Raw genomic sequence first — 20,875 nt, 5'->3', positions numbered from 1 at the left:
GTTTAATTGTATTTTATGAAAACTAAATTATCCATTTTATTGGTGTTATGCTGTTTTTTAACTATTTCCGTTTCTGGACAGGAAAAGACAAAAAAAGAATTAAAGGCAGAAAGAGAACTACAGCAACAAAAGGAAATTGAAGCACTGGTTGCTTCTAGAAAATTTGATTTTGAAGCGCAAAAACTGACACCACAGGGAGGGAGGTTTATTATTCTGGATTACAATACTTATTTTTTAAAATTTAATACAGAAAAAACTACCTGCGATTTACCTTTTTTTGGTCGTGCATTTAATGTTGATTATGGAGGAGATGGTGGAATTAAATTTGAAGGGACTCCGGAAGATATTAAAGTCGAGCAAAAAAAGAAAAGTTATATTGTAAAGGCTACAGTTAAGGGGAAGAATGATGTATACGTTTTGATGTTTTCTATTTTTTATAACGGAAATACAACACTTACAATCACCAGTAACAATAGGGCATTTATTTCTTATGATGGGGTTATTCGAGCTCCAAAAGTAGAAGAGAATAAGAAGTAAGTATTTTAGTCTTTAAGTATTGTGTTTCTAAACTTTTGATATATTGTAAATGATTATTTGAAAACAAAATTTGAACTTTTGCGATAAAGAAAACGGCAGCTATTTTTTGAATAGCTGCCGTTTTTTAATGTTGTAGGATTTTTATTTAGCGGTTTTAACCTCATAAATGGTATTAACCATTCCGTTTTGTGGAGCGTCCAGAGGAAGTTCCCAAAACATAATTCCGCCCAAGTTTTTGGCTTTCACATATTCTGCTTTGGCTTTTATAGAGGCTTGGTTATCTCCTGTGGCAAATGTTTTTTCTTTTTCATTGTACCAAAAAGGAGCTTTGGCTTTATCATCCCAAAAGTATTTCCAACCGTTAGCCTCTGTGTAAAAATTAGTATAGTTTTTAAAAGATACACCCTGAACATGTTCACCGGCTTGATATAGACCGTTATTGATGTTTTCAACATTTTTCCAGGTTCTGGTATAAAAGGCTCCTCCGATCACTAATTTTTCTGCTGGAATTCCCAGTTTCAATAAATATTCAACGGCTTTGTCTGTAGATTCTTCTTTTGGGTTCGTGCTATATAAAGGTGTATGGTGTCCTGTAACTTTTGAGTATCCGTTTACCAGGTCATAACTCATAATATTTACACGGTTTACTAAAGGCATTACTTTTTTCCAGTCAATCGATTCGTCTAAGGCTTTTTGAAAACCTCCGGCAGCAAAGCTTAATTCATATTTTTTACCTAAAGTTGAGCGTAGAATTTTGATTAGTTCTGTGAAATTCGGTTTATCAGCCGGTTGAAACAAATGTCCTGGCAGTCCCTCAATTGCCGGATATTCCCAATCTAAATCTAAACCGTCTACTTTAAAATAATTGCTTACTTCTTTTACCGATTTGGCAAAAGTAAGTCTTCCCTCAGCTGTTGAAAAAGCTGCAGAACAAGGCTCACAACCTCCCCAGCCACCAAGCGAAAGAATAACTTTTAATTGCGGATTTGACGCTTTTAGCGAAACCAAATATTTGATAGTAGTAGAATCTTTTGCAGAATCAACACTTAGCTTTCCCTCTTTTAAATGGAGGAAACTGAAGATAATTTGATTTAGTTTACTTACTTCGTATTCGTTAATTAGCTTGTCATCACCTGTGTAATAGGCTATAATGTCCATTTTTTTGTTTTTTTGTGCAAATACACTCGTGGTAAAATTGCACCATAAAATCAGAGCAATTAGGTTAATTTGTTTCATTTTATGTTTTTTAAAGTTTTTAGAATGCTAAATATAGAACTTTTCAGGTAAAATAGTAACCAAATAGATACACAGTATTCGGCTGATTTGTTACGTTTTGCGATTGATCCGGTGATTTTTTATCCTGTTTTACGCCAAAAACTGGTTCTTTTTGATTAAATTAGCCATCCTTTTCTAACGAACTTAATAAAAAGTTGTATCGTTTAGAGAACTTCCTTAACTCTGAATCCTGAATTCAGATCTGCCTTAGATAATAACAGTGACAAATCATTTCATAATGAATACACCTAAAAGTTCAAGTGTCTTTAAAACCAATTTCACAAAATCAGTTGCCTTACCAAGTTTAACCATCATTATTGCTGTTTCGTTGTTTTGCGGTTTTTTTTCTAAAGATGCGGAGCAGGCGTTTAACTTCGTGAAAAGCATTATATTCAATAATCTGAGTTGGCTTTATGTGTTATTGGTAACTATTTTTGTTTTGTTTCTTGTTACATTGGCGATTAGTAAATTTGGTAAAATCAAATTAGGAGCCGATGATTCAGAACCCGAATATTCTTTTTTTTCTTGGGTCGCTATGCTTTTCGCCGCCGGAATGGGAATTGGACTGATGTATTTTGGAGTAGGAGAGACAATGTCGCATTATGCCACACCTGCCAATGCTGATTTAGCGCAAAATCTGAGGGCTAAGGAAGCACAACTGTATACTTTTTTCCATTGGGGGTTTCATGCCTGGTCAATCTATGGGGTTGTTGGTTTGTCACTAGCCTATTTTGCGTACCGACACAATTTGCCACTGGCGATTAGAAGTGGGTTTTATCCGCTTTTAAAAAATAAAATTCACGGTAAATTTGGAAATATAGTAGATGTTTTTGGTTTGTGCAGTACCTTTTTCGGAATTGCAACAACCCTGGGTTTTGGTGTTGTTCAATTGAATGCGGGATTAGTGAGTTTAGGAATCGTTTCCGATTCCAGTTTCAAATATCAAACAGTTATTGTGTTGGTGGTAATGATTATTGCAGTTTTTTCGGCCATTTCCGGATTAGGAAAAGGAGTTAAAAAACTAAGTGAATTAAACATTATCATGGCTGTTTTGTTAATGCTTTTTATCTTAATTACCGGGCCAACCATTTATATTCTAAGTACTTTTACAGAGGGCTTGGGATATTATATCAGTCATTTCGTATCGCTTACTTTTAATACCTATGCGTATGAAAAAGGAAGCCAGGAGTGGTTTTCAAAATGGACGATTTTGTATTGGGCGTGGTGGATTTCTTGGGCGCCTTACGTAGGATTGTTTATTGCCAAGATCTCTAAAGGAAGAACGATTCGAGAGTTTATTTTAGCCGTTTTGTTTATACCTGCATTTTTTAATTTTCTTTGGATGACTGTTTTCGGAAGTAGCGCCGTGTGGATTGATGAATATGTCGCTCATGGCGCCTTGAGTGAATTTGCTAAAAATCCGGATACCTTACTGTTTAGTTTTTTTACGTATTTTCCGTTAACCACATTTTTAAACATTTTATCCATTCTGATCATCTGCGTGTTTTTCATTACTTCGGCCGATTCGGGAATTTTCATAATGAATGGTATTGCTTCAAAAGGAGCTGTAACGTCTCCAAAATGGCAAAGTGTTTTTTGGGGTGTCTTATTGTCTCTTTTGTCTTTAAGCTTGCTAAGAACCGGCGGTTTGGCTTCTCTCCAGACAATGACTTTAATTACCGCCCTGCCTTTCGGAATTATTATGGCATTGCTGTGTTATAATTTATGGAAAGCATTGGTTATTGATAGCGAATATGGTTCAAAGAAATATTCGCATGGAAGTTTAAACTGGAACAATAGTAATTGGAAAGAACATTTAGAAAAGATTGTAACAGTTTCTGAAAAGAAAGATGTTTATAAATTTTTGAATGAAACGGTGAAAAATGCTTTCGAAGAATTATCTGTTGAATTGGCTAAAAATAATATTGAAGCTCATATAAATTCATTTTCTCAACCTCAGATAGCTATTGAATTAGAAATAAAATACGATCAGCTTCGAAACTTTAAATATGGCGTAATGGCTCAGGAACAAAGTGTTTCCGAAACATTCATTAAAGAAGAAAATACACCGGATGTTGACGTGGAGGTCGTTTATTTACCAATTACTTATTTTGGAGATCATCGAATGGGTTATGATATTCAGTATTTTACAAAAGACGGAATCATTTCAGATGTTCTTAGAGAATACGAGCGTTTTCTAAATCTTAGCTCTGAAGGTGATCACGATTTGATCATGAAGCCTAATAGCTGATTGTTAATGGTTAATTGTTAATGGTTAGTTGTTAATGGTTAATTTGAAATTTTGTCTCATTTAATTAATTTGAAGTAAAAGATTGGTGTTGATTTTTAAATCATTTTAATCCTGTAATCTGTGGCAAAAATAGGCCTATAACGTAGGGGCGCACGGCAGTACGTCTCCTCTTTGCATCTCTACAGATAGATTGTGTTGTAAAAAAATAAACCCGCACTGTTTCGGATTAGTGCGGGTTTAAACAAATTAAAAGCTAAAAACTATTTTTATATTAGAAGCAGTATTCGTTCTCTGCAACTAATTTAGATGTAATAACCTCTCTTAAGGCTACAACATTTGGATTGTTTGTGTATTTTGTAAAACGTTTTAATCCCATTAGCATCATACGTTGTTCGTCACCTTCAGCAAAAGAAATAATTCCTTCTTTTCCTCTTGAATTAACAATATCTACTGCTTTGTACAAGTATAATTTTGCCATAGCAACTTGCTCTTGTACTTTTGCCTCACCTTGATTTTTGGCTAATTTTTCAGTTCTTAAAATTGTACTTTCTGCCATGTAGATTTCGATTAAGATATCAGAAGCAGCCATTAATAACTGTTGGTGAGAATCTAAATCCGGTCCGTATTTTTGAACAGCGCTTCCGGCTACCATTAAGAAAACTTTTTTCAGGTTAGCAATGATTCCTTTTTCTTCAGCAAATAATTCAGAGAAATCAGGAGTATCAAAAGATGGAATTCCCATTAATTCTTCCTGAACTTTCATAGCTGGTCCAAGTAACTCAACGTGACCTTTCATCGCTTTTTTAATCAACATACCTACAGAAAGCATTCTGTTGATTTCGTTTGTTCCTTCGTAGATTCTTGCGATACGGGCATCTCTCCACGCACTTTCCATTGGAGTGTCTTCAGAGAATCCCATTCCTCCAAAAATTTGAATTCCTTCGTCAGCACAAGATTGTACGTCTTCAGAAACTGCTACTTTCAAGATCGAACATTCGATAGCGTATTCTTCAACACCTTTTAATTCAGCTTCCTGATGTGTAGTACCTTCTGCTTCACGGGCAGCAATTCTGTCTTCGATATCTTTTGCAGCACGGTAAGAAGCACTTTCTCCGGCGTAAGCATTAGTAGCCATTTCAGCTAGTTTAGAGCGGATAGCTCCAAAAGATGAAATTGCAGTGTTAAACTGAATTCTTTCGTTAGCGTATTTTACCGCATTTGTAGTAACTCTACGCTGAGCATCTAAACAAGCTGCAGCCAGTTTAATACGACCAACGTTCAAAGCATTCATAGCGATTTTAAAACCGTTTCCTCTTTCAGATAACATGTTTTCAACTGGTACTTTTGTATCGTTGAAGAAAACCTGACGTGTAGAAGAAGCACGGATTCCTAATTTATGCTCTTCTTCATTCATAGAAATTCCGTTAGACGGATCATTTTCTACGATAAAACCTGTAATATTTTTATCATCACCAATACGTGCAAAAACGATGAAAACGCTGCAGAAACCTGCATTCGAGATCCACATTTTTTGTCCGGTGATTGAGTAAGATTTTCCATCTTCAGATAAAACTGCTTTAGTTTTTCCTGAGTTAGCGTCAGATCCTGCACCTGGCTCAGTTAAGCAATAAGCTCCAAACCATTCTCCGGAAGCTAATTTAGGAACGTATTTTTTCTTTTGTTCTTCAGTACCATAAAGAGTGATTGGCATAGTTCCAATTCCGGTATGTGCACCAAAAGCAGTTGAGAAAGATCCTGTAGCTCCCGAAATGTAGTCACAAACTAACATTGTAGATACAAATCCCATTCCTAATCCACCGTATTCTTCAGGAACAGCAACTCCTAAAAGTCCTAGTTCACCTGCTTTACGCATAGAAGATTCTGTGTAGGCATAATCTTTTTTCTCAAAACGATCTTTATGTGCCCATAATTCTTTGTCAACGAACTCTTTTACAGAGTCACGCATCATTAACTGCTCTTCCGAAAAATCTTCTGGTGTAAAGATATCTTCGCATTTTGTTTCCTTAACTAAAAACTGACCACCACGGGTTACGTTTTTTTCGATTGTATCTGCCATTTTGTTTTTGTTTAGATTAAAAGATGCAAGAGTCAAGAAGAAAGATTGTTGTCTAACTTGTTGATGAAACTTGTGGTCATCCTTTGAAATTCAATTATTTTGTTTTATATTTCTTCTGTTTTTTCAATATTGTCATTTCGACGAAGGAGAAATCTTCGTAAGTAACTCCTCAACGATTGACAAACTATGTCGATAATTGTCGCGGAGATTTCTCCTTCGTCGAAATGACAAATAGGAGAGAATACTTTGATCTATAGTACTTCGTAAATTCCTGCAGAACCTTGCCCAGTTCCCACACACATGGAAACGATTCCGTATTTGTTACCTCTGCGTTTCATTTCGTCGAATAACTGAACAGAAAGTTTAGCTCCTGTACAACCTAGAGGATGTCCTAAAGAAATTGCTCCACCGTTTACGTTTATGATATCCGGGTTTATATTTAATTCGCGAGTTACCGCTAAAGCTTGTGACGCAAAAGCCTCGTTTAATTCAATTAACTCGATATCGTTCAATGTTAATCCTGCTTGTTTCAATGCTTTTGGAATTGCTTTTACAGGACCGATACCCATAATTCTAGGCTCAACACCAGACGAAGCAAAGTTTACCAAACGTGCAATTGGCTCAAGGTTTAATTCTTTTACCATTTCTTCGCTCATGATTAAAACAAAAGCAGCACCATCACTCATTTGAGAAGAGTTTCCGGCAGTAACACTACCGTCAGCGGCAAAAACAGGTCTTAAACCAGCCAAAGCAGCAACAGAAGTTCCGGCTCTTGGACCTTCGTCTTGTTTTACAACGTATGATTTAGTTTCTTTTTTACCATTCTCATTGATGAAAGTCTGCTCAACTGTAATTGGAACGATTTGTTTGTCGAATTTTCCTTCTGCTTGCGCTTTCAAGGCTTTCATGTGTGAGTTGTAAGCAAACTCATCCTGATCTTCTCTGGAAATTTTGTATTGGTTGGCAACCGCCTCAGCAGTTAGCCCCATTCCCCAATAATAATCCTCATGACCTGCAGCAGCTACTTTATAATCCGGAGTTGGTTTGTAACCTCCCATCGGAATAAAACTCATGCTTTCGGCTCCACCGGCAATGATACAATCTGCCATTCCTGATTGGATTTTTGCAGTCGCCATTCCGATAGTTTCTAATCCGGATGCACAATAACGGTTAACCGTTACACCAGGAACATCTTCTACTTTTAATCCCATCAAAGAGATTAAACGTCCAACGTTAAGTCCTTGTTCTGCTTCCGGCATGGCATTTCCAACCATAACGTCATCAATACGTTTTTTGTCGAAATTAGGCAACTCATCCATCATAAACTGAATGGTTTCTGCTGCTAATTCGTCAGGTCTTTTAAATCTAAAAACCCCTTTTGGTGCTTTTCCTACCGCAGTACGGTAAGCTTTTACGATATATGCTGTTTTCATAAATTGTTGTATTAAGATTGGAGAATTAAGTATTAAGATTTTCCAATTGTTTTGTTGATTTTATCATTTAGTGATCGTTGAAAAGAAAAATTCATATTTGAAACTTCTACTAATTGATTAATAGTTGGCTGAATTAAATCTTCACTAACAAGTTTAAGTCTTTTGGCAAGTATTAATTGAGTTATTAATTCAAAAGTTGAACCATTTGCAATTCCTAGAAAATGCATAAATTCTTTGTCTGAATTTCTTCCTGAACCTTCAGCAATATTGGAAGGAATCGAAACGGCACATTTTTTTATCTGATGAATTAAATTGAATTTTTCATCATTTGGCAGCAGTGACGAGATCTCATAAACATGAACTGTAATGTCCATCGCTTTCTGCCAAATTTTTAATTTTTCAAATTGGTGCATCTCTTAATACTTAATTCTTAATTACCTGATACTAGTTTCTCAAAGGTTTTCCTTTAGTCAACATGTATTGAATTCTTTCCAGAGTTTTTCTTTCTGTACATAAGCTCAAGAAAGCTTCACGTTCGATATCTAATAAATATTGTTCAGATACTAAAGTCGCTTCAGATAAATCACCACCAGCCATTACATAAGCCAGTTTGTTAGCGATTTTTTTATCGTGCTCAGAAATGTATTTTCCTGCTTCCATCTGATCTGTTCCAACTAAGAACATACCCAAAGCTTGTTTCCCTAATACTTTAACATCAGTTCTTCTGATTGGTTGTGTATAACCAGCTTCTGCCATTAACAAAGCGTGTTTTTTAGCTTCTGCAATCTGACGATCTTTGTTAACTACGATAACGTCTTTTCCATGTTGTAAAAGTCCGGTATCAAAAGCTTCATAACCAGAAGTCGAAACTTTAGCCATTGCGATGGTTAAGAAATATTCTTGAAGAACGTTTAATTCCACGTCGTTTTTGCGGAATAAGTCTGAAGCTCTCAAAGCCATTTCTTTAGATCCACCACCACCAGGAAGTACACCAACACCAAATTCAACTAATCCCATGTACGTTTCAGCAGCAGCAACTACTTTATCAGCATGTAAACTCATTTCGCATCCACCACCAAAAGTCATTCCGTGAGGCGCTACTATAACTGGAATTGAAGAGTAACGAACGCGCATCATAGTGTCCTGGAACAATTTGATCGCCATGTTTAATTCGTCATATTCCTGCTCAACCGCCATCATGAAGATCATTCCGATATTAGCTCCAACAGAGAAATTCGCTGCTTGGTTTCCAATAACTAAACCTTGGTATTCTTTTTCAGATAAGTCGATTGCTTTATTGATGGCCTGAAGTACATCGCCACCAATTGTATTCATTTTAGATTGGAATTCTAAGTTCAAAATTCCATCTCCTAAATCTTCAATGATTGCACCACTATTGCTCCAAACTTTTTTGCTTTCGCGAATGTTGTTTAGGATAATGAATGAATCTTGTCCAGGAACTTTAGTCTGTGATTTTATTGGAATGTTATAGAAATAAGTGGCTCCTTCTTTTACAGAATAGAAACTTTCGCTTCCTGAGGCTAACATTTCAGTAACCCACGCAGCTGGTGCTAAACCTTCAGCTTTCATGATTTCGATTCCTTTTGCGACACCAATAGCATCCCAGATTTCGAATGGACCATTTTCCCATCCAAAGCCGGCTTTCATGGCGTCGTCAATTTTGTATAATTCGTCTGAGATTTCAGGAATTCTGTTGGATACGTAAGCAAACATTCCGGCAAAACTCTTACGGTAGAATTCTCCTGCTTTGTCAGTTCCTTTTACTAAAACTTTAAAACGATTGATTGGTTTATCGATAGTTTTTGTTAGTTCAAGAGTCGCAAAGTTTGCTTTTTTAGCAGCACGGTATTCTAATGTATCTAAGTCTAAAGAAAGAATATCTTTATCTACTTTTTTATAAAAACCTTGTCCTGTTTTGCTTCCCAACCAGTTATTTTCCATCATTTTGTTGATGAAATCAGGAAGTTTGAACAATTCGTGTTGTTCGTCTGTTGGGCAGTTCTCATAAATACCGTTGGCAACGTGTACCAAAGTATCTAAACCAACAACGTCAACCGTACGGAAAGTAGCCGATTTTGGACGACCAATTACAGGACCAGTCAATTTATCAACTTCTTCAATTGTTAATCCCATTTCTTTCACTAGGTGAAATAAACTCTGGATTCCGTAAATACCAATTCTGTTTCCAATAAATGCCGGAGTATCTTTGGCAACAACCGAAGTTTTTCCTAAGAATTTAGATCCGTATTCGTTTAAGAAATCCAATACTTCAGTTGAAGTTTTTGGACCAGGAATGATTTCAAATAATTTTAAGTAACGCGCAGGGTTAAAAAAGTGTGTTCCGCAGAAGTGTTGTTGGAAATCTTCGCTTCTTCCTTCACTCATAAAATGAATTGGAATACCAGAAGTATTTGATGTAACCAAAGTTCCCGGTTTACGGAATTTTTCGATTTGTTCGAATACTAGTTTTTTAATATCCAAACGCTCCACAACAACTTCAATAATCCAATCAACATTGGCAATTTTTGCCATATCATCGGTGGTATTTCCAGTCGTAATTCTGTTAGCGAATTTCTGACTGTAAATCGGAGATGGTTTTGATTTTAATGAATTCGCCAAGTGCTCGTTTACTACTCGGTTGCGAACAGCTTTACTTTCAAGTGTTAATCCTTTTTTGGCTTCAGCTTCTGTCAACTCGCGTGGTACGATGTCAAGAAGTAAAACTTCAACACCAATATTGGCAAAATGGCAAGCTATTCCTGAACCCATAATTCCGGATCCAATTACAGCAACTTTTTTAATTGTGCGTTTCATAAGTCGTTAATATTTGTTTTTGTTTTTTGAATTTGAAATTTCCTCAATGATTAAGGTTATTCATTTCCTATTTTGTCTGTTTGATTAAATATGTTTTTATCCTGAATTAATTCGTTTATGATTTCAGAAACTTCGATAAAATGTTTTAGTTTCTCATCAGAAACATGTTTTCTTACCGTTTCATTAAATTTCAAAACTGTATTCTTAGATAAATCTCTTTTTTCTTTTCCAAATTCGGTCAGGTAGATCAAAACACCACGACCGTCTGTTGGGTTTTTTTTGCGAACAATCAAACCTTTGTCTTCCATTGATTTTAATGTTCGGGTTAGGCTTGTGGCTTCCATGCCCATTCTTGGTCCCAAAGCTGTGGATGGGGTTCCTTCTTCTTTATCTATACTCAAAAGGGCAAACCCGGTGGCCATTGTGGCATCGTATTTAGCAGCCTCTTCGTTGTACATTCTTGATACAGCTTGCCATGTAGCACGCAAAATATAATCTATTGTTTTCTCTTTCATATGTAACTATATCGATTTCAAATATAATCAAAAAATACTATGCACGCATATAATTTTTTCATATTTTTTTGGTTAGTTAAAAAATTCCCTTGATTTATAAGGGTTTATGGTTTAATTTTAATTGAAATATACTATTCTTTTTTGATGTTTTAACAAAATTTATGCTGTAAAAATTGTTTTATGGTTTTAAATTAGGATAAAATTCTGCATTTTGTAAAAAATTATGGCTTTAATTCAATAGGATTTGCCTGTTCATATCGTGAAATTGCCTTTTCAAGTATTGTTTTCATCCTGTTTCGAAGGTTTTCGGGTTTGAGGACTTCAATGCCGTTGCCAAAGCCCAGTAGCATACGTTCCATTTCGTAATTTGGGGTGATGAACAAATGAACGATAATACTTTTGTCGTCATTTTCTTTAATGAGCCGCTGCGTTTGATGCAGGGGTTTGGTTAAAACATAAGGCGCGTTGGTTGCGTCTACCCAAAGTTCGATCTTTCTGGGTTGTAAACCTGAATTAACGGTTACCCCAATTACGTTTTTATAAAAGAGCTCCGCATCAAAGTCTTCGTCTAAATAAGGCAGATTAAAATCATAGTCAATGGCAATAATTCTGTCCAGCGCTAAATTGGTAATAGGTTGCGAACCTTTTTTCTTTCCTACCAAAAACCATCGGTTGTTGAACTCTTTTAAAATAAAAGGATGAAAATGAAATTTGTTTTCCTCCCGGGATTTAAACGATTTATAGGTAATGACCAGAGCAACTTTTTTGATAATGGCCTGATAAATCTCATCCAGATAATGAAGTCCTTTGAGCTTTTCATTTTTGTCGAGATAGATAACGGGTTTGGTATGCGATTTTTCGGCGTAGATTTTATCCTCTAATCGCTGTAGAATATCCGATACATCATTAAAGAGTGAGAAGTCTTTAAACTGCTTTAACATCGAGACGGTCTCGGTGAGGACGTTCATATCTGTTTCTGTTAACGGAATGTCGGTTATGGTGAATTCATCGTCTTCATATTTATAATACTTTTTATCGTATACTACAATTGGGGCATTATAGCCCAGTTTCTCACTTCGCATGAGCTGAATATCCATTTGTATGGTTCGCTTGCTGATTGGGTTTGCACGGCCTTCGTATTCAAACAAAGCATCAGAGCAGCATTCGATTAAGTCGTCTAAAGTCCATTGCCGGTATTTGTTCTGGAGACATTTGTCTATTGTTTTATACCGGATTAAGGCGTTTTTATTTTGTGACATAGTTTGTTTTTTTGCTCGCAAAGTTGCGAAGGCGCAAAGTTTTTCGTTTTTTTAAGCCACAGATTAAAGGATTAAAATGATTTTACTCATTGTTATGTCATTTCGACGTAAGGAGGCTCGAATGATAGCGACTGACGAAGTAAATCTCCATAAGTAACTCCCTAATGAAAGTCCAATCTTTACTGAGCTTCTCGCGAAGATTTCTCCTTACGTCGAAATGACAAACAGTGCGTATAATTTGTGCTTAAAAAAACTTTGAGACTCTGTGTCTTTGCGTGATTATTTTTTGTTTTCTAAAATGCTTATTTCTCTTTCAATATTGTTTCGAGCTTTCTCTTCGTACAAATTCCTAAACTCATCAGTCTGAAAAATAAATTCATTTTCCAGAAAATGTTTCAAAGCTTTTGCACGTCCGGGTTTGTAGAGGAAGTCAGGATAAATACGGTATTCTTTTCTGATTTGTTCATAATAGATTTGATATGCTTCCGAATCCCGGGCCAGAATCTTTAAATCAAAATCGATTAACCGGTTAATGTCTTCAATTGTATTATGCGCATGGAGCTGTGTGGCACAGATTGCATCAAAAATGAATTGTTTATTAAGGTTGATATTTTCGGGAAGAATTGACAAAGCGAACTCGGCACTTTTCAGTTCATTGTCTTTTCTGGAAGAAGAGTAAACAATATCATGATAAAAAATAGAGAACAATACTTCATTGGGATTTTCAAGTTTATTCCGATAGACCTCAAAGCTCTCAATCATTTCTTTTAAATGCGTGAGATTGTGATAATGCCTTGATTTTTTAGAATATGCCTTTTCTAAATCCATCCAGTTTTGCTGAATTTCATTCGCTGGAAAGCCAATATTCAAGAGTAATTCAGCATAAATTTCCTTTAAATTCATATGGTATTTTTTATTTTAATCTAATGAAAAGCTCTGGAGGAGCGAAATATTTACAGCTAGTTTATAGACGATGATTAAAAAGCTCCAGCGGAGCGGTACCTTTTATTTTCCTTTCATTGATCGAATATGTCACCCCGCTGGGGTTCTTCAAATGCATCTGAAAAACCTATAATTATAACGTCCTTTTGGGACTTACACACTTTTTTAAAATTAATATTTACTCAAATATAAAATTCTTTTTTCTACTGCGCAAAATAATTGCGTAGTGGTTTTGAAATCTTTGCTCAGGAAATAAGAACAAACGTTCATTGAAATAAAAATTGCGTTAACATGGTCAAGTTTAAGTTACTTCGAAAAACTTTCCACGTACACACTTACACCATTACCGGTTAACACAATTTATCATGAGGCAGTAGCTCAGCGGTTAGAGCAGGTAGTTTTGAAATTATCACCAAAAGGTCAATCAAAACTTACTTCGTACACTTTTAATGTCCGGGTCGTGGGTTCGAATCCCATCTGCTTCACTATTGATGATCAATTAAAACTTACTTCAGAACATCGGCATTTCCGGTTCGAGTCCGGCAAGTTTTAAAATTATCATTAATAAAACGAGGGTCAAGATTAACTTACTTCTTCGCGGTCACCCGCTCCATTTTAGCTTAGTTAGTCTATTACACTCCAATTTCAGGTCAAGTGTTTCTTACTTCAAATCTTTTAGGTAGAATCAGAAACGCAATTATCTAAATTTTAAAAATTAAAAAAAATGAAAACAACAACATTATTAAAAATCAGTCTGCGTCAAAACGCAATTTACATTCCATCAGAAATGATTAAGAATGACGTTAAAAATTTATCAGGAACAACATCAGTTTTGTTAGCTAATGTTTCAAATCTTGGATTTACATTTTCGGAGTCATTGCTTCATGCTTTAAACAATGTAAGCCCGACTTATAAAGTTGAGGTTTTAGAAGTTTTGAGAGAAGTTTTAGGAACGGATAAAAACTGGACTCCTTTGGTGAAAGAATGGGATATCCCAACAGGTGAATCTGTTCTGGATCATATTATTACGTATTTCGGAAATGTTTTTAAAACTAAAAACGGAACAACTTTATCCTGCGGACATATCATTCCTGATAATACTTTTCCGTTAGAAAGATACAACGGTTGCCCGTTCTGCGGTACTCCATTTGAATTTGGTAAAATTGAAAAGTATGGACAAGGCAGTAAATTGAAAGTTCTTGAATTGTGGACAGAAAAAGACTTAAATGATTTCTATTTATCATTATTGCAATCGAAAACGGCTTTAGATGCTACGCAAGTAGATAGTTTAAAAGCGGCGATGAAATATTTGCCTTTGCCAAAAACCGATGTCGCCATGAAGGAAACTCTAATGCTTGTTATGGATCTTTTGATCGAAAATGACAAAGAAGAGGAAGCGTCACAATTTTTAAAAACGCCAACAGATATCTTGAGATATTTATGGTTTAAGAATACAGGATTACTACAAATTATCGAACCAAAAACGATTATTAAAAGAACGGCTAAAAACGCACAACATTTGCATATCGGTTTAGACGCAAGTGCGCAGGCCAAAATCGCTTCTCAGAAAGATTTGAAGCTTAAATATTCCCGAAAAGAATGTTTAATGGTGGCAAATTGGTTGAATACTATGGATATGGAAGTAGAAGCGATGTGCGAAATCATGCATCCAAAAAGAGGAATGTGGGTTCGTGTGATCAGAGCGTTGCGTTTGGCAGAATACAGTAAAAGGAAAGGCTTCGAAAAATTAGTTTTTTTGATGGATGTGTTTTACAACCAGGTGTATGACGTTTGGCAAAGCAAGGTAAACACGTCAAGATTGAAAATGGATGCAGATAAAACATTCGCATTGCTGAAACAACGCCCAGGATTGTTTGCTCGTTCCTTGTTTTCGAACATGCTTTGGTTTGGTGCTGATGAAACTGTGGCACATTTTACGGAGATTATTGATAAAGTTCCAGCTCGTTTGGTGTTTACCTTAAATATGTATGCTCAGAATTACTTTGATAAAAACATACAAAGAAGTGTGAAACCTTTGGGAGGAACCAATAAACGAATTGCGCCAAATGCTTTGTTAAATTTGTATGATGAAGAGCAATTAGAGGCGATGAAAAATCAAATCGAAGAATTGTGCTTTTTAGCAATGAAGAAACGATTTGCTGCAATCGCAAATCCAAACAAGACTATTTATATAGATCCGCAATTGTACAATATGCCGGTTTCGATTGGTGATAGAAGTGATACGGTTCAGGATCTGCCAGTTGCTTTGATGGGAACACGTTTCCCGGTTGAAGGTAATGAAGTGCGATTGTTTATGCAATGGGGTGCAGGTTTACCAGCACAGCATTTAGATATGGATTTGAGCTGCCATATTGCATACGAAGAGAAATCGGATATTTGTTCTTTCAGCCGATTGACGACTACAGGTTGTCAGCATAGTGGTGATATCAGAAGTATTCCAAATAAAATTGGAACGGCCGAATATATCAACATCAATATCGACGAATTGGCGAAAGCAAACGCAAAATTTGTGACCTTTACCTGCAATGCGTACAGCAACGGAAGTATCACGCCAAATTTGGTTGTAGGTTGGATGAACAGTAAATATCTGATGAAAATTTCGGAGAAAACCGGAGTCGCTTACGATCCGTCTTGTGTGGATCATCAGGTTCGTGTGACGCAGAATGTGGCGAAAGGTTTGGTTTTTGGAGTGTTAGATGTAGCAAAAAGAGAAATCGTTTGGTTAGAGATGACATTTGGGGGTCAGGTTGTACAAGGTTTGGATTTTAAAGGAGTTCAGGCATTGTTGGCAAAATTGAACAGTAAATTGAATATTGGTAGTTTGTTACAGCTTAAAGCGGAAGCGCAGGGATTGACAATTACCGAAGATAAATTTGCCGATGAGGTTTACGATGCACAATGGGCGATAAATCCGGCTGCTGTGACACAATTATTAATTGACTAAATTTAAGCCACGGATTCATAAATGGGTTCGTGGCTTTTATACATAAAACAAAAAATCATGACAATAAAAGAAATAAAATATAAAGCGGAAAAAAATTTCAAAAGAATAAAACTTAGAGATGATGTTTACGGATTTCAAATACAGTCCAATGCTAAATTTTTAAAAGGAATAAGCAGAAAAGAAATTGATGAATTACAGATATTGTTTGGATTTGATTTCCCTTGGGATTATAGAGAAATGCTTTTAACTTTTTCGAATATAGATACTGATCTGATCTCAATTAATCCAGAAGACAAATCAGATATTGAATATGCTCGTGAAAACTTTTTTCATAAATATCCTGAAGATTTTGAAGAATCAAGACGGCTAATTGAGGAAATTAATAAAAATAAATTTGAAGCAGAATTAGTCCTAACCGAAGCTGGTTTTGATGTTTCAAAAATAGTAGGTTACATTCCCATGCATGGTCATCGCGCTCTTGTGGTTTTTGAAGACAAGTATCTTTCGCCGGTTATTTCGGCTATGCAATCCGATATTATTATGTTCGGAAATAATTTAAGAGAATATCTTAAAAATGAACTTTTAAGATTTTAAGGTATTAGGCAAAGCCGCAATGACTCATAGTTTCTTTTTCTTTATGACTCTGCATGAAATTTGCAATTATTAATAGATTAAAAGGAAAGCCACGGATCTTTAATTAGGTTCGTGGTTTTTTGATGTTTTTATAGGTACCGTTCCTATGGAACTTAATGATGAGATCGATTATTTCTTCAACGGATTAAAATCCGTTGCTACAAAATGAAATATTCCTGCGGAATTTTATGGGTTGGGGGTGTTATATTCCTGCGGTTGAAACCGCAGGCAATGTTTACAGGATTCGGTTATATGAACTTATTGGAGCTGACAGGTTTTAAAAACCTGTCAGCTCGAGGACTACTGATAAAAAAAGAGATAGTTCCAGAGGAACGATTTTATTTTGTAGCAACGGATTTTAATCCGTTGGAAAATGAGCGACAAGAAAGTAAAGTTCCAGAGGAACGAAAAATATTTAAAGATTGTAAGCACCTGTTTCTTAAAACTATTTTCATTACGCAAAATGACTGCGCACTAGTTTTTGAATCTTTGTTAAAAGATAAGAACTAATGAATATAAAGCTTTTAAAAGAGATGCTTTCTAAAAATTATGTAAAGGTGAACAAACATCCCGAGCATGATTTATATATTTACAATTATACTCAAAATGCGCAATTCGAGAAAGTTTGGAATGAGGTGACATTAGCCTGCAGAGGTTTGATTTTAGATGAAAAGGATAATGTGGTAGCAAGACCCTTTCCTAAATTTTTCAATTTGGGTGAAATAGAAAATCAGGTGCTTCCGGCTTGTACTTTTGAAGTCTATGATAAAATGGACGGCTCGTTGGGAATTTTGTATTGGATAGATGAGGTACCTTTTATGGCGAGCAGAGGTTCTTTTTCGAGCGATCAGTCGGATAAGGCAAATGAAATGCTGCATGGGAAATACAGAAACTCCTGGGCGCTTTTGGATAAAGCGAAAACCTATTTGTTTGAAATTATTTATCCCGAAAACAGAATCGTTTTAGATTATGGTACGGCAGAAGAATTGGTTTTGCTGGCGGTTATTGATACACAGTCCGGTGAAGAATTTCCGTTGGAAGACCTGGGTTTTCCTATGGTTGAAAAATTCAACGGAATCAAAGACATTTTGATTTTAAAAGAAATGGAAGTCGATAATAAAGAAGGTTTCATCATTAAATATGCAAACGATTTTAGGGTGAAAATAAAATTTGAAGAATACCTTCGTTTGCACCGAATTATCACTCAGGTTTCTAATCTGAATATTTGGGAATATCTGAAAACAAATCAGCCTATGGAAGAAATTTTGGAGCGTGTTCCCGATGAATTTTTTGATTGGGTAAAGCAAACCAAAAGCGATTTAGAGAACCAATATCAGATCATCGAAAACCAATGCAAATCCGATTTTAAAGTATTGGAATCCCGAAAAGAAACTGCTTTGTATTTCCAGACTTGTCAGTACCAAGGCGTATTATTTGCAATGCTAAATAATAAAGACTATTCGGTGATTATCTGGAAAATGATCCGCCCAACATTTGAAAAACCGTTTAATAGAGAAGAAAAATAAAATGAGAAAAGTAATTTTAATGAAAGGATTGCCGGGAAGCGGAAAATCGACTTTGGCAAAAAAGATAATTGCAGAAAATCCGGAGATCTATAAAAGAATCAATAGAGACGATTTGCGTGCAATGTTTGATAATGGGATTACGGCACAAAGCAACGAAAAATTCGTTAAAAAAGTTCGGGATTTACTGATCGTAAAATCTTTGGAAGAAGGAAAAAGTGTCGTGATAGACGATACGAATTTGTCTGAAACCAACCTAAGACGCGTTACTCAATTGGTTCAGGAATACAATGCAAAATTCGATGAAAAGGTTGAAGTTGAAGTTAGAGAAGTAAACACAGATCTTGCGACTTGTATAGAACGCGATGCTTTAAGAGAAAAACCGGTTGGAGAAAAAGTAATAAGAAAGATGCACAGACAGTTTTTTAAAGATACGCCGGAATACCGCGTTCAAAACCCTGCTTTGCCTAAAGCCATAATTTGCGATCTTGACGGAACACTGGCCCTAATGAACGGGCGAAATCCGTTTGATGCGAGTAAATGCGATGAGGACGAAATCAATACTCCGGTGGCGAACGTTTTGAGAAATTATAAAAAGTTGGGGTTTCAGATCTTGTTGGTTTCAGGAAGAGAAGACCGATACGAAGCGCCGACCTTGCGTTTTCTTGAAAAACACGAAATCGAATACGATGCCCTGATCATGCGTAAAACAAAAGACAGCCGAAAAGATTCGATCATAAAAACCGAAATCTACAATGAGTCTATCAAAGATAACTATTTTGTAGAATTTGTTTTAGACGATAGAAATCAGGTTGTGGATACCTGGAGAAATGAGTTGAAATTACCCTGCTTTCAAGTGTATTATGGGGATTTTTAATTAAGGTACTGAGGTTCTGAGTGGTTAAGATCCTAAGGCTTTTTAATTAAAAAGTAGTTAAGGTTATTCTCATTTTGTGTCATTTCGACGTAAGGAGAAATCTTCGCAAGTAGCTCCGCAGCGAAAGTTCAATCTTTGTCGATCTTGCAACGAAGATTTCTCCCTTCGCTCGAAATGACAAACTTTGTGTAAAATACTTTGCGCCTCTGCGTCTTTGCGAGATTAATTCTAAATAGTTTAATAGTAGCACGAAATTACCTTGCTTTCAAGTGTATTATGGGGATTTTTAATTAAGGTACTGAGGTTCTGAGTGGCTAAGATCCTAAGGCTTTTTAATTAAAAAGTAGTTAAGGTTATTCTCATTTTGTGTCATTTCGACGTAAGGAGAAATCTTCGCAAGTAGCTCCGCAGCGAAAGTTCAATCTTTGTCGATCTTGCAACGAAGATTTCTCCCTTCGCTCGAAATGACAAACTTTGTGTAAAAAAACTTTGCGCCTCCGCGTCTTTGCGAGATTAATTCTAAACAGTTTGGCAGTAGTACGAAATTTTCGCGCCAAGACGCTGAATCTAAAATTTGTAAACAAACTCTGTGACTTAGAGCTTTTGTGTCAAAATAATAATGAAAATCCAAAAGACGAAGGTTCAAATCCTTCCTGTGCAACAAGTAAGTCGCGGTAGTTTAGTATGGGAAAACAGTTGGTTTTAAATAAGAGAAATTGCAAAGAATCAGAACAAAAAACTTTGCGCCTCCGCGTCTTTGCGAGATTAAAAGCAGACAATAGACTAAAAGATGTACCGCCTTAGTGGCAAAAAACAAAACAAAAAGACTCAAAGAGCAAAATCTTAGAACCTTAGCCTCTTAGAATCTTAGTAACTTAAAAAAAAATAATTGGTTCCAAAGAGGAAAAAAACTTAGCACCTTAGCCTCTCAGAACCTTAGCAACTTTAAAAAAAATGAATTACATAGATATCGGAATTAATTTAACGAATAAACAATTCCAAAACGACACAGACGATGTCGTACAAAACGCTTTAGACGCCGATGTGTCACAAATGATACTCACGGGCACAAGCATACGAAATAGTGAAGAATCTGCGAAGATGACAAAACAATATCCGGGAGTATTATATTCCACTGCAGGAATTCATCCGCATGATGCGAAGAGTTTTGATGCGCAGAGCATTTCAAAACTGCGGAATTTATTAAAGCAGAAACAAGTCGTTTCGGTTGGTGAGTGCGGACTCGATTTTGATCGTGACTTTTCGCCTAGAAATGTACAGGAAACCTGTTATAAAGCCCAACTAGAATTGGCCATCGAAGTTCGGAAACCTTTGTTTTTGCACGAAAGAGCTGCTTTTACAAAGTTTATGGACATTACAAAAGACTATTTACCACAATTGCCCAAAGCAGTCGTGCATTGTTTTACAGGAAGTTTGCAAGAAGCCAAAGTCTATCTCGATAACGGATTTTACTTAGGTTTTACCGGTGCGATTTCCGACAGTAAACGTTTTGATCATTTAAAAGAAGTGATTCAATACGTACCGCTGGATAGAATAATGATTGAAACCGATTCGCCGTTTATGCTTCCTAAAAATGTGCCGAACAGTCTTTTGAAGAAATACCATGAACGCCGTTGCGAACCTGCTTTTTTGCCTTTCGTTGCCGGTACCATTGCACAGTTTAAAGGAATTACTTTAGCTAAAGTGGCGGAAGAAACGACTCTAAATTCTAAAAGCTTTTTTGAAATTTAGA

At 35.9% G+C, this 20,875-nt stretch carries 16 protein-coding genes and 1 tRNA gene; 9 read left to right on the top strand and 8 right to left on the bottom strand.

The features are described from left to right. Positions 1 to 15: 15 nt before the first annotated feature. The gene (locus AC3IS6_RS20625; protein WP_173967812.1) at positions 16 to 537 is read left to right on the top strand and encodes a DUF4251 domain-containing protein; all 522 of its coding nucleotides are present in this window, start codon (positions 16 to 18) and stop codon (positions 535 to 537) included. Positions 538 to 678: 141 nt separating this feature from the next. On the opposite strand, the gene AC3IS6_RS20620 is transcribed toward AC3IS6_RS20625, so the two are convergent. Then, positions 679 to 1,773: a glycoside hydrolase family 18 protein gene (locus tag AC3IS6_RS20620; protein WP_489162122.1), complete on the bottom strand. Its 1,095-nt coding sequence runs from the start codon at positions 1,771 to 1,773 to the stop codon at positions 679 to 681. Positions 1,774 to 2,050: 277 nt separating this feature from the next. Here AC3IS6_RS20620 and AC3IS6_RS20615 point away from each other — a divergent pair, with 277 nt between their 5' ends. Further along, positions 2,051 to 4,063: a BCCT family transporter gene (locus tag AC3IS6_RS20615; RefSeq protein ID WP_489162120.1), complete on the top strand. Its 2,013-nt coding sequence runs from the start codon at positions 2,051 to 2,053 to the stop codon at positions 4,061 to 4,063. 271 nt (positions 4,064 to 4,334) lie between these two features. Here AC3IS6_RS20615 and AC3IS6_RS20610 read toward each other — a convergent pair whose 3' ends face one another. The 7 genes from AC3IS6_RS20610 to AC3IS6_RS20580 form a co-directional block, all read right to left on the bottom strand. After that, positions 4,335 to 6,140: an acyl-CoA dehydrogenase FadE gene (locus AC3IS6_RS20610; protein ID WP_489162119.1), complete on the bottom strand. Its 1,806-nt coding sequence runs from the start codon at positions 6,138 to 6,140 to the stop codon at positions 4,335 to 4,337. 251 nt (positions 6,141 to 6,391) lie between these two features. After that, a complete protein-coding gene (locus AC3IS6_RS20605) occupies positions 6,392 to 7,573 on the bottom strand; it encodes a thiolase family protein (protein ID WP_173967816.1) in 1,182 nt (393 codons plus the stop codon). 32 nt (positions 7,574 to 7,605) lie between these two features. After that, the gene (locus AC3IS6_RS20600; protein WP_489162118.1) at positions 7,606 to 7,986 is read right to left on the bottom strand and encodes a four helix bundle protein; all 381 of its coding nucleotides are present in this window, start codon (positions 7,984 to 7,986) and stop codon (positions 7,606 to 7,608) included. Positions 7,987 to 8,017: 31 nt separating this feature from the next. Further along, complete coding sequence (locus AC3IS6_RS20595; RefSeq protein WP_489162116.1) at positions 8,018 to 10,408, bottom strand: 3-hydroxyacyl-CoA dehydrogenase/enoyl-CoA hydratase family protein; 2,391 nt, start codon at positions 10,406 to 10,408, stop codon at positions 8,018 to 8,020. A 56-nt stretch (positions 10,409 to 10,464) separates the two neighbouring features. Next, a complete protein-coding gene (locus tag AC3IS6_RS20590; RefSeq protein ID WP_173967818.1) occupies positions 10,465 to 10,923 on the bottom strand; it encodes a MarR family winged helix-turn-helix transcriptional regulator in 459 nt (152 codons plus the stop codon). A 221-nt stretch (positions 10,924 to 11,144) separates the two neighbouring features. After that, entirely contained in the window at positions 11,145 to 12,182 is a 1,038-nt protein-coding gene (locus tag AC3IS6_RS20585; RefSeq protein ID WP_489162114.1) for a helix-turn-helix transcriptional regulator, read from the bottom strand. 279 nt (positions 12,183 to 12,461) lie between these two features. After that, complete coding sequence (locus AC3IS6_RS20580; protein WP_489162112.1) at positions 12,462 to 13,085, bottom strand: HD domain-containing protein; 624 nt, start codon at positions 13,083 to 13,085, stop codon at positions 12,462 to 12,464. Between the two features lie 406 nt (positions 13,086 to 13,491). On the opposite strand from AC3IS6_RS20580, the gene AC3IS6_RS20575 reads away from it, so the two are divergent. The 7 genes from AC3IS6_RS20575 to AC3IS6_RS20545 all read left to right on the top strand — a co-directional run bounded on the left by AC3IS6_RS20575 (position 13,492) and on the right by AC3IS6_RS20545 (position 20,874). Next, positions 13,492 to 13,609: transfer RNA gene (locus AC3IS6_RS20575), tRNA-OTHER, on the top strand. Positions 13,610 to 13,848: 239 nt separating this feature from the next. Next, positions 13,849 to 16,089, top strand: a complete 2,241-nt coding sequence (locus AC3IS6_RS20570; RefSeq protein ID WP_489162110.1) for a hypothetical protein — start codon at positions 13,849 to 13,851, stop codon at positions 16,087 to 16,089. A gap of 57 nt (positions 16,090 to 16,146) precedes the next feature. Next, complete coding sequence (locus AC3IS6_RS20565; protein WP_489162108.1) at positions 16,147 to 16,683, top strand: hypothetical protein; 537 nt, start codon at positions 16,147 to 16,149, stop codon at positions 16,681 to 16,683. A 204-nt stretch (positions 16,684 to 16,887) separates the two neighbouring features. After that, positions 16,888 to 17,232 carry a hypothetical protein gene (locus tag AC3IS6_RS20560; protein WP_489162106.1) on the top strand — a complete coding sequence of 115 codons (345 nt, stop codon included), beginning with the start codon at positions 16,888 to 16,890 and terminating at the stop codon, positions 17,230 to 17,232. Beyond that, complete coding sequence (locus AC3IS6_RS20555) at positions 17,232 to 18,248, top strand: RNA ligase (protein ID WP_489162104.1); 1,017 nt, start codon at positions 17,232 to 17,234, stop codon at positions 18,246 to 18,248. Before AC3IS6_RS20560 ends, AC3IS6_RS20555 begins: the two co-directional genes overlap by 1 nt. Before the next feature lies 1 nt (position 18,249). Then, positions 18,250 to 19,122 carry a phosphatase domain-containing protein gene (locus tag AC3IS6_RS20550; protein ID WP_489162102.1) on the top strand — a complete coding sequence of 291 codons (873 nt, stop codon included), beginning with the start codon at positions 18,250 to 18,252 and terminating at the stop codon, positions 19,120 to 19,122. Positions 19,123 to 20,076: 954 nt separating this feature from the next. Beyond that, entirely contained in the window at positions 20,077 to 20,874 is a 798-nt protein-coding gene (locus AC3IS6_RS20545) for a TatD family hydrolase (protein ID WP_489162101.1), read from the top strand. The last annotated feature ends 1 nt before the right edge of the window (position 20,875 follow it).

The organism is Flavobacterium sp. KH_035, from assembly GCF_057839565.1.
Note: the sequence above shows the minus strand (reverse complement) of the source record. Positions and strands in the feature narration are given on the sequence as shown.

Bases quoted from the DNA above. Each gene is read 5' to 3' on its own strand.
- AC3IS6_RS20625 (WP_173967812.1), top strand. From the start codon at position 16: ATGAAAACTAAATTATCCATTTTATTGGTGTTATGCTGTTTTTTAACT.
- AC3IS6_RS20620 (WP_489162122.1), bottom strand. From the start codon at position 1,773: ATGAAACAAATTAACCTAATTGCTCTGATTTTATGGTGCAATTTTACC.
- AC3IS6_RS20615 (WP_489162120.1), top strand. From the start codon at position 2,051: ATGAATACACCTAAAAGTTCAAGTGTCTTTAAAACCAATTTCACAAAA.
- AC3IS6_RS20610 (WP_489162119.1), bottom strand. From the start codon at position 6,140: ATGGCAGATACAATCGAAAAAAACGTAACCCGTGGTGGTCAGTTTTTA.
- AC3IS6_RS20605 (WP_173967816.1), bottom strand. From the start codon at position 7,573: ATGAAAACAGCATATATCGTAAAAGCTTACCGTACTGCGGTAGGAAAA.
- AC3IS6_RS20600 (WP_489162118.1), bottom strand. From the start codon at position 7,986: ATGCACCAATTTGAAAAATTAAAAATTTGGCAGAAAGCGATGGACATT.
- AC3IS6_RS20595 (WP_489162116.1), bottom strand. From the start codon at position 10,408: ATGAAACGCACAATTAAAAAAGTTGCTGTAATTGGATCCGGAATTATG.
- AC3IS6_RS20590 (WP_173967818.1), bottom strand. From the start codon at position 10,923: ATGAAAGAGAAAACAATAGATTATATTTTGCGTGCTACATGGCAAGCT.
- AC3IS6_RS20585 (WP_489162114.1), bottom strand. From the start codon at position 12,182: ATGTCACAAAATAAAAACGCCTTAATCCGGTATAAAACAATAGACAAA.
- AC3IS6_RS20580 (WP_489162112.1), bottom strand. From the start codon at position 13,085: ATGAATTTAAAGGAAATTTATGCTGAATTACTCTTGAATATTGGCTTT.
- AC3IS6_RS20570 (WP_489162110.1), top strand. From the start codon at position 13,849: ATGAAAACAACAACATTATTAAAAATCAGTCTGCGTCAAAACGCAATT.
- AC3IS6_RS20565 (WP_489162108.1), top strand. From the start codon at position 16,147: ATGACAATAAAAGAAATAAAATATAAAGCGGAAAAAAATTTCAAAAGA.
- AC3IS6_RS20560 (WP_489162106.1), top strand. From the start codon at position 16,888: ATGAAATATTCCTGCGGAATTTTATGGGTTGGGGGTGTTATATTCCTG.
- AC3IS6_RS20555 (WP_489162104.1), top strand. From the start codon at position 17,232: ATGAATATAAAGCTTTTAAAAGAGATGCTTTCTAAAAATTATGTAAAG.
- AC3IS6_RS20550 (WP_489162102.1), top strand. From the start codon at position 18,250: ATGAGAAAAGTAATTTTAATGAAAGGATTGCCGGGAAGCGGAAAATCG.
- AC3IS6_RS20545 (WP_489162101.1), top strand. From the start codon at position 20,077: ATGAATTACATAGATATCGGAATTAATTTAACGAATAAACAATTCCAA.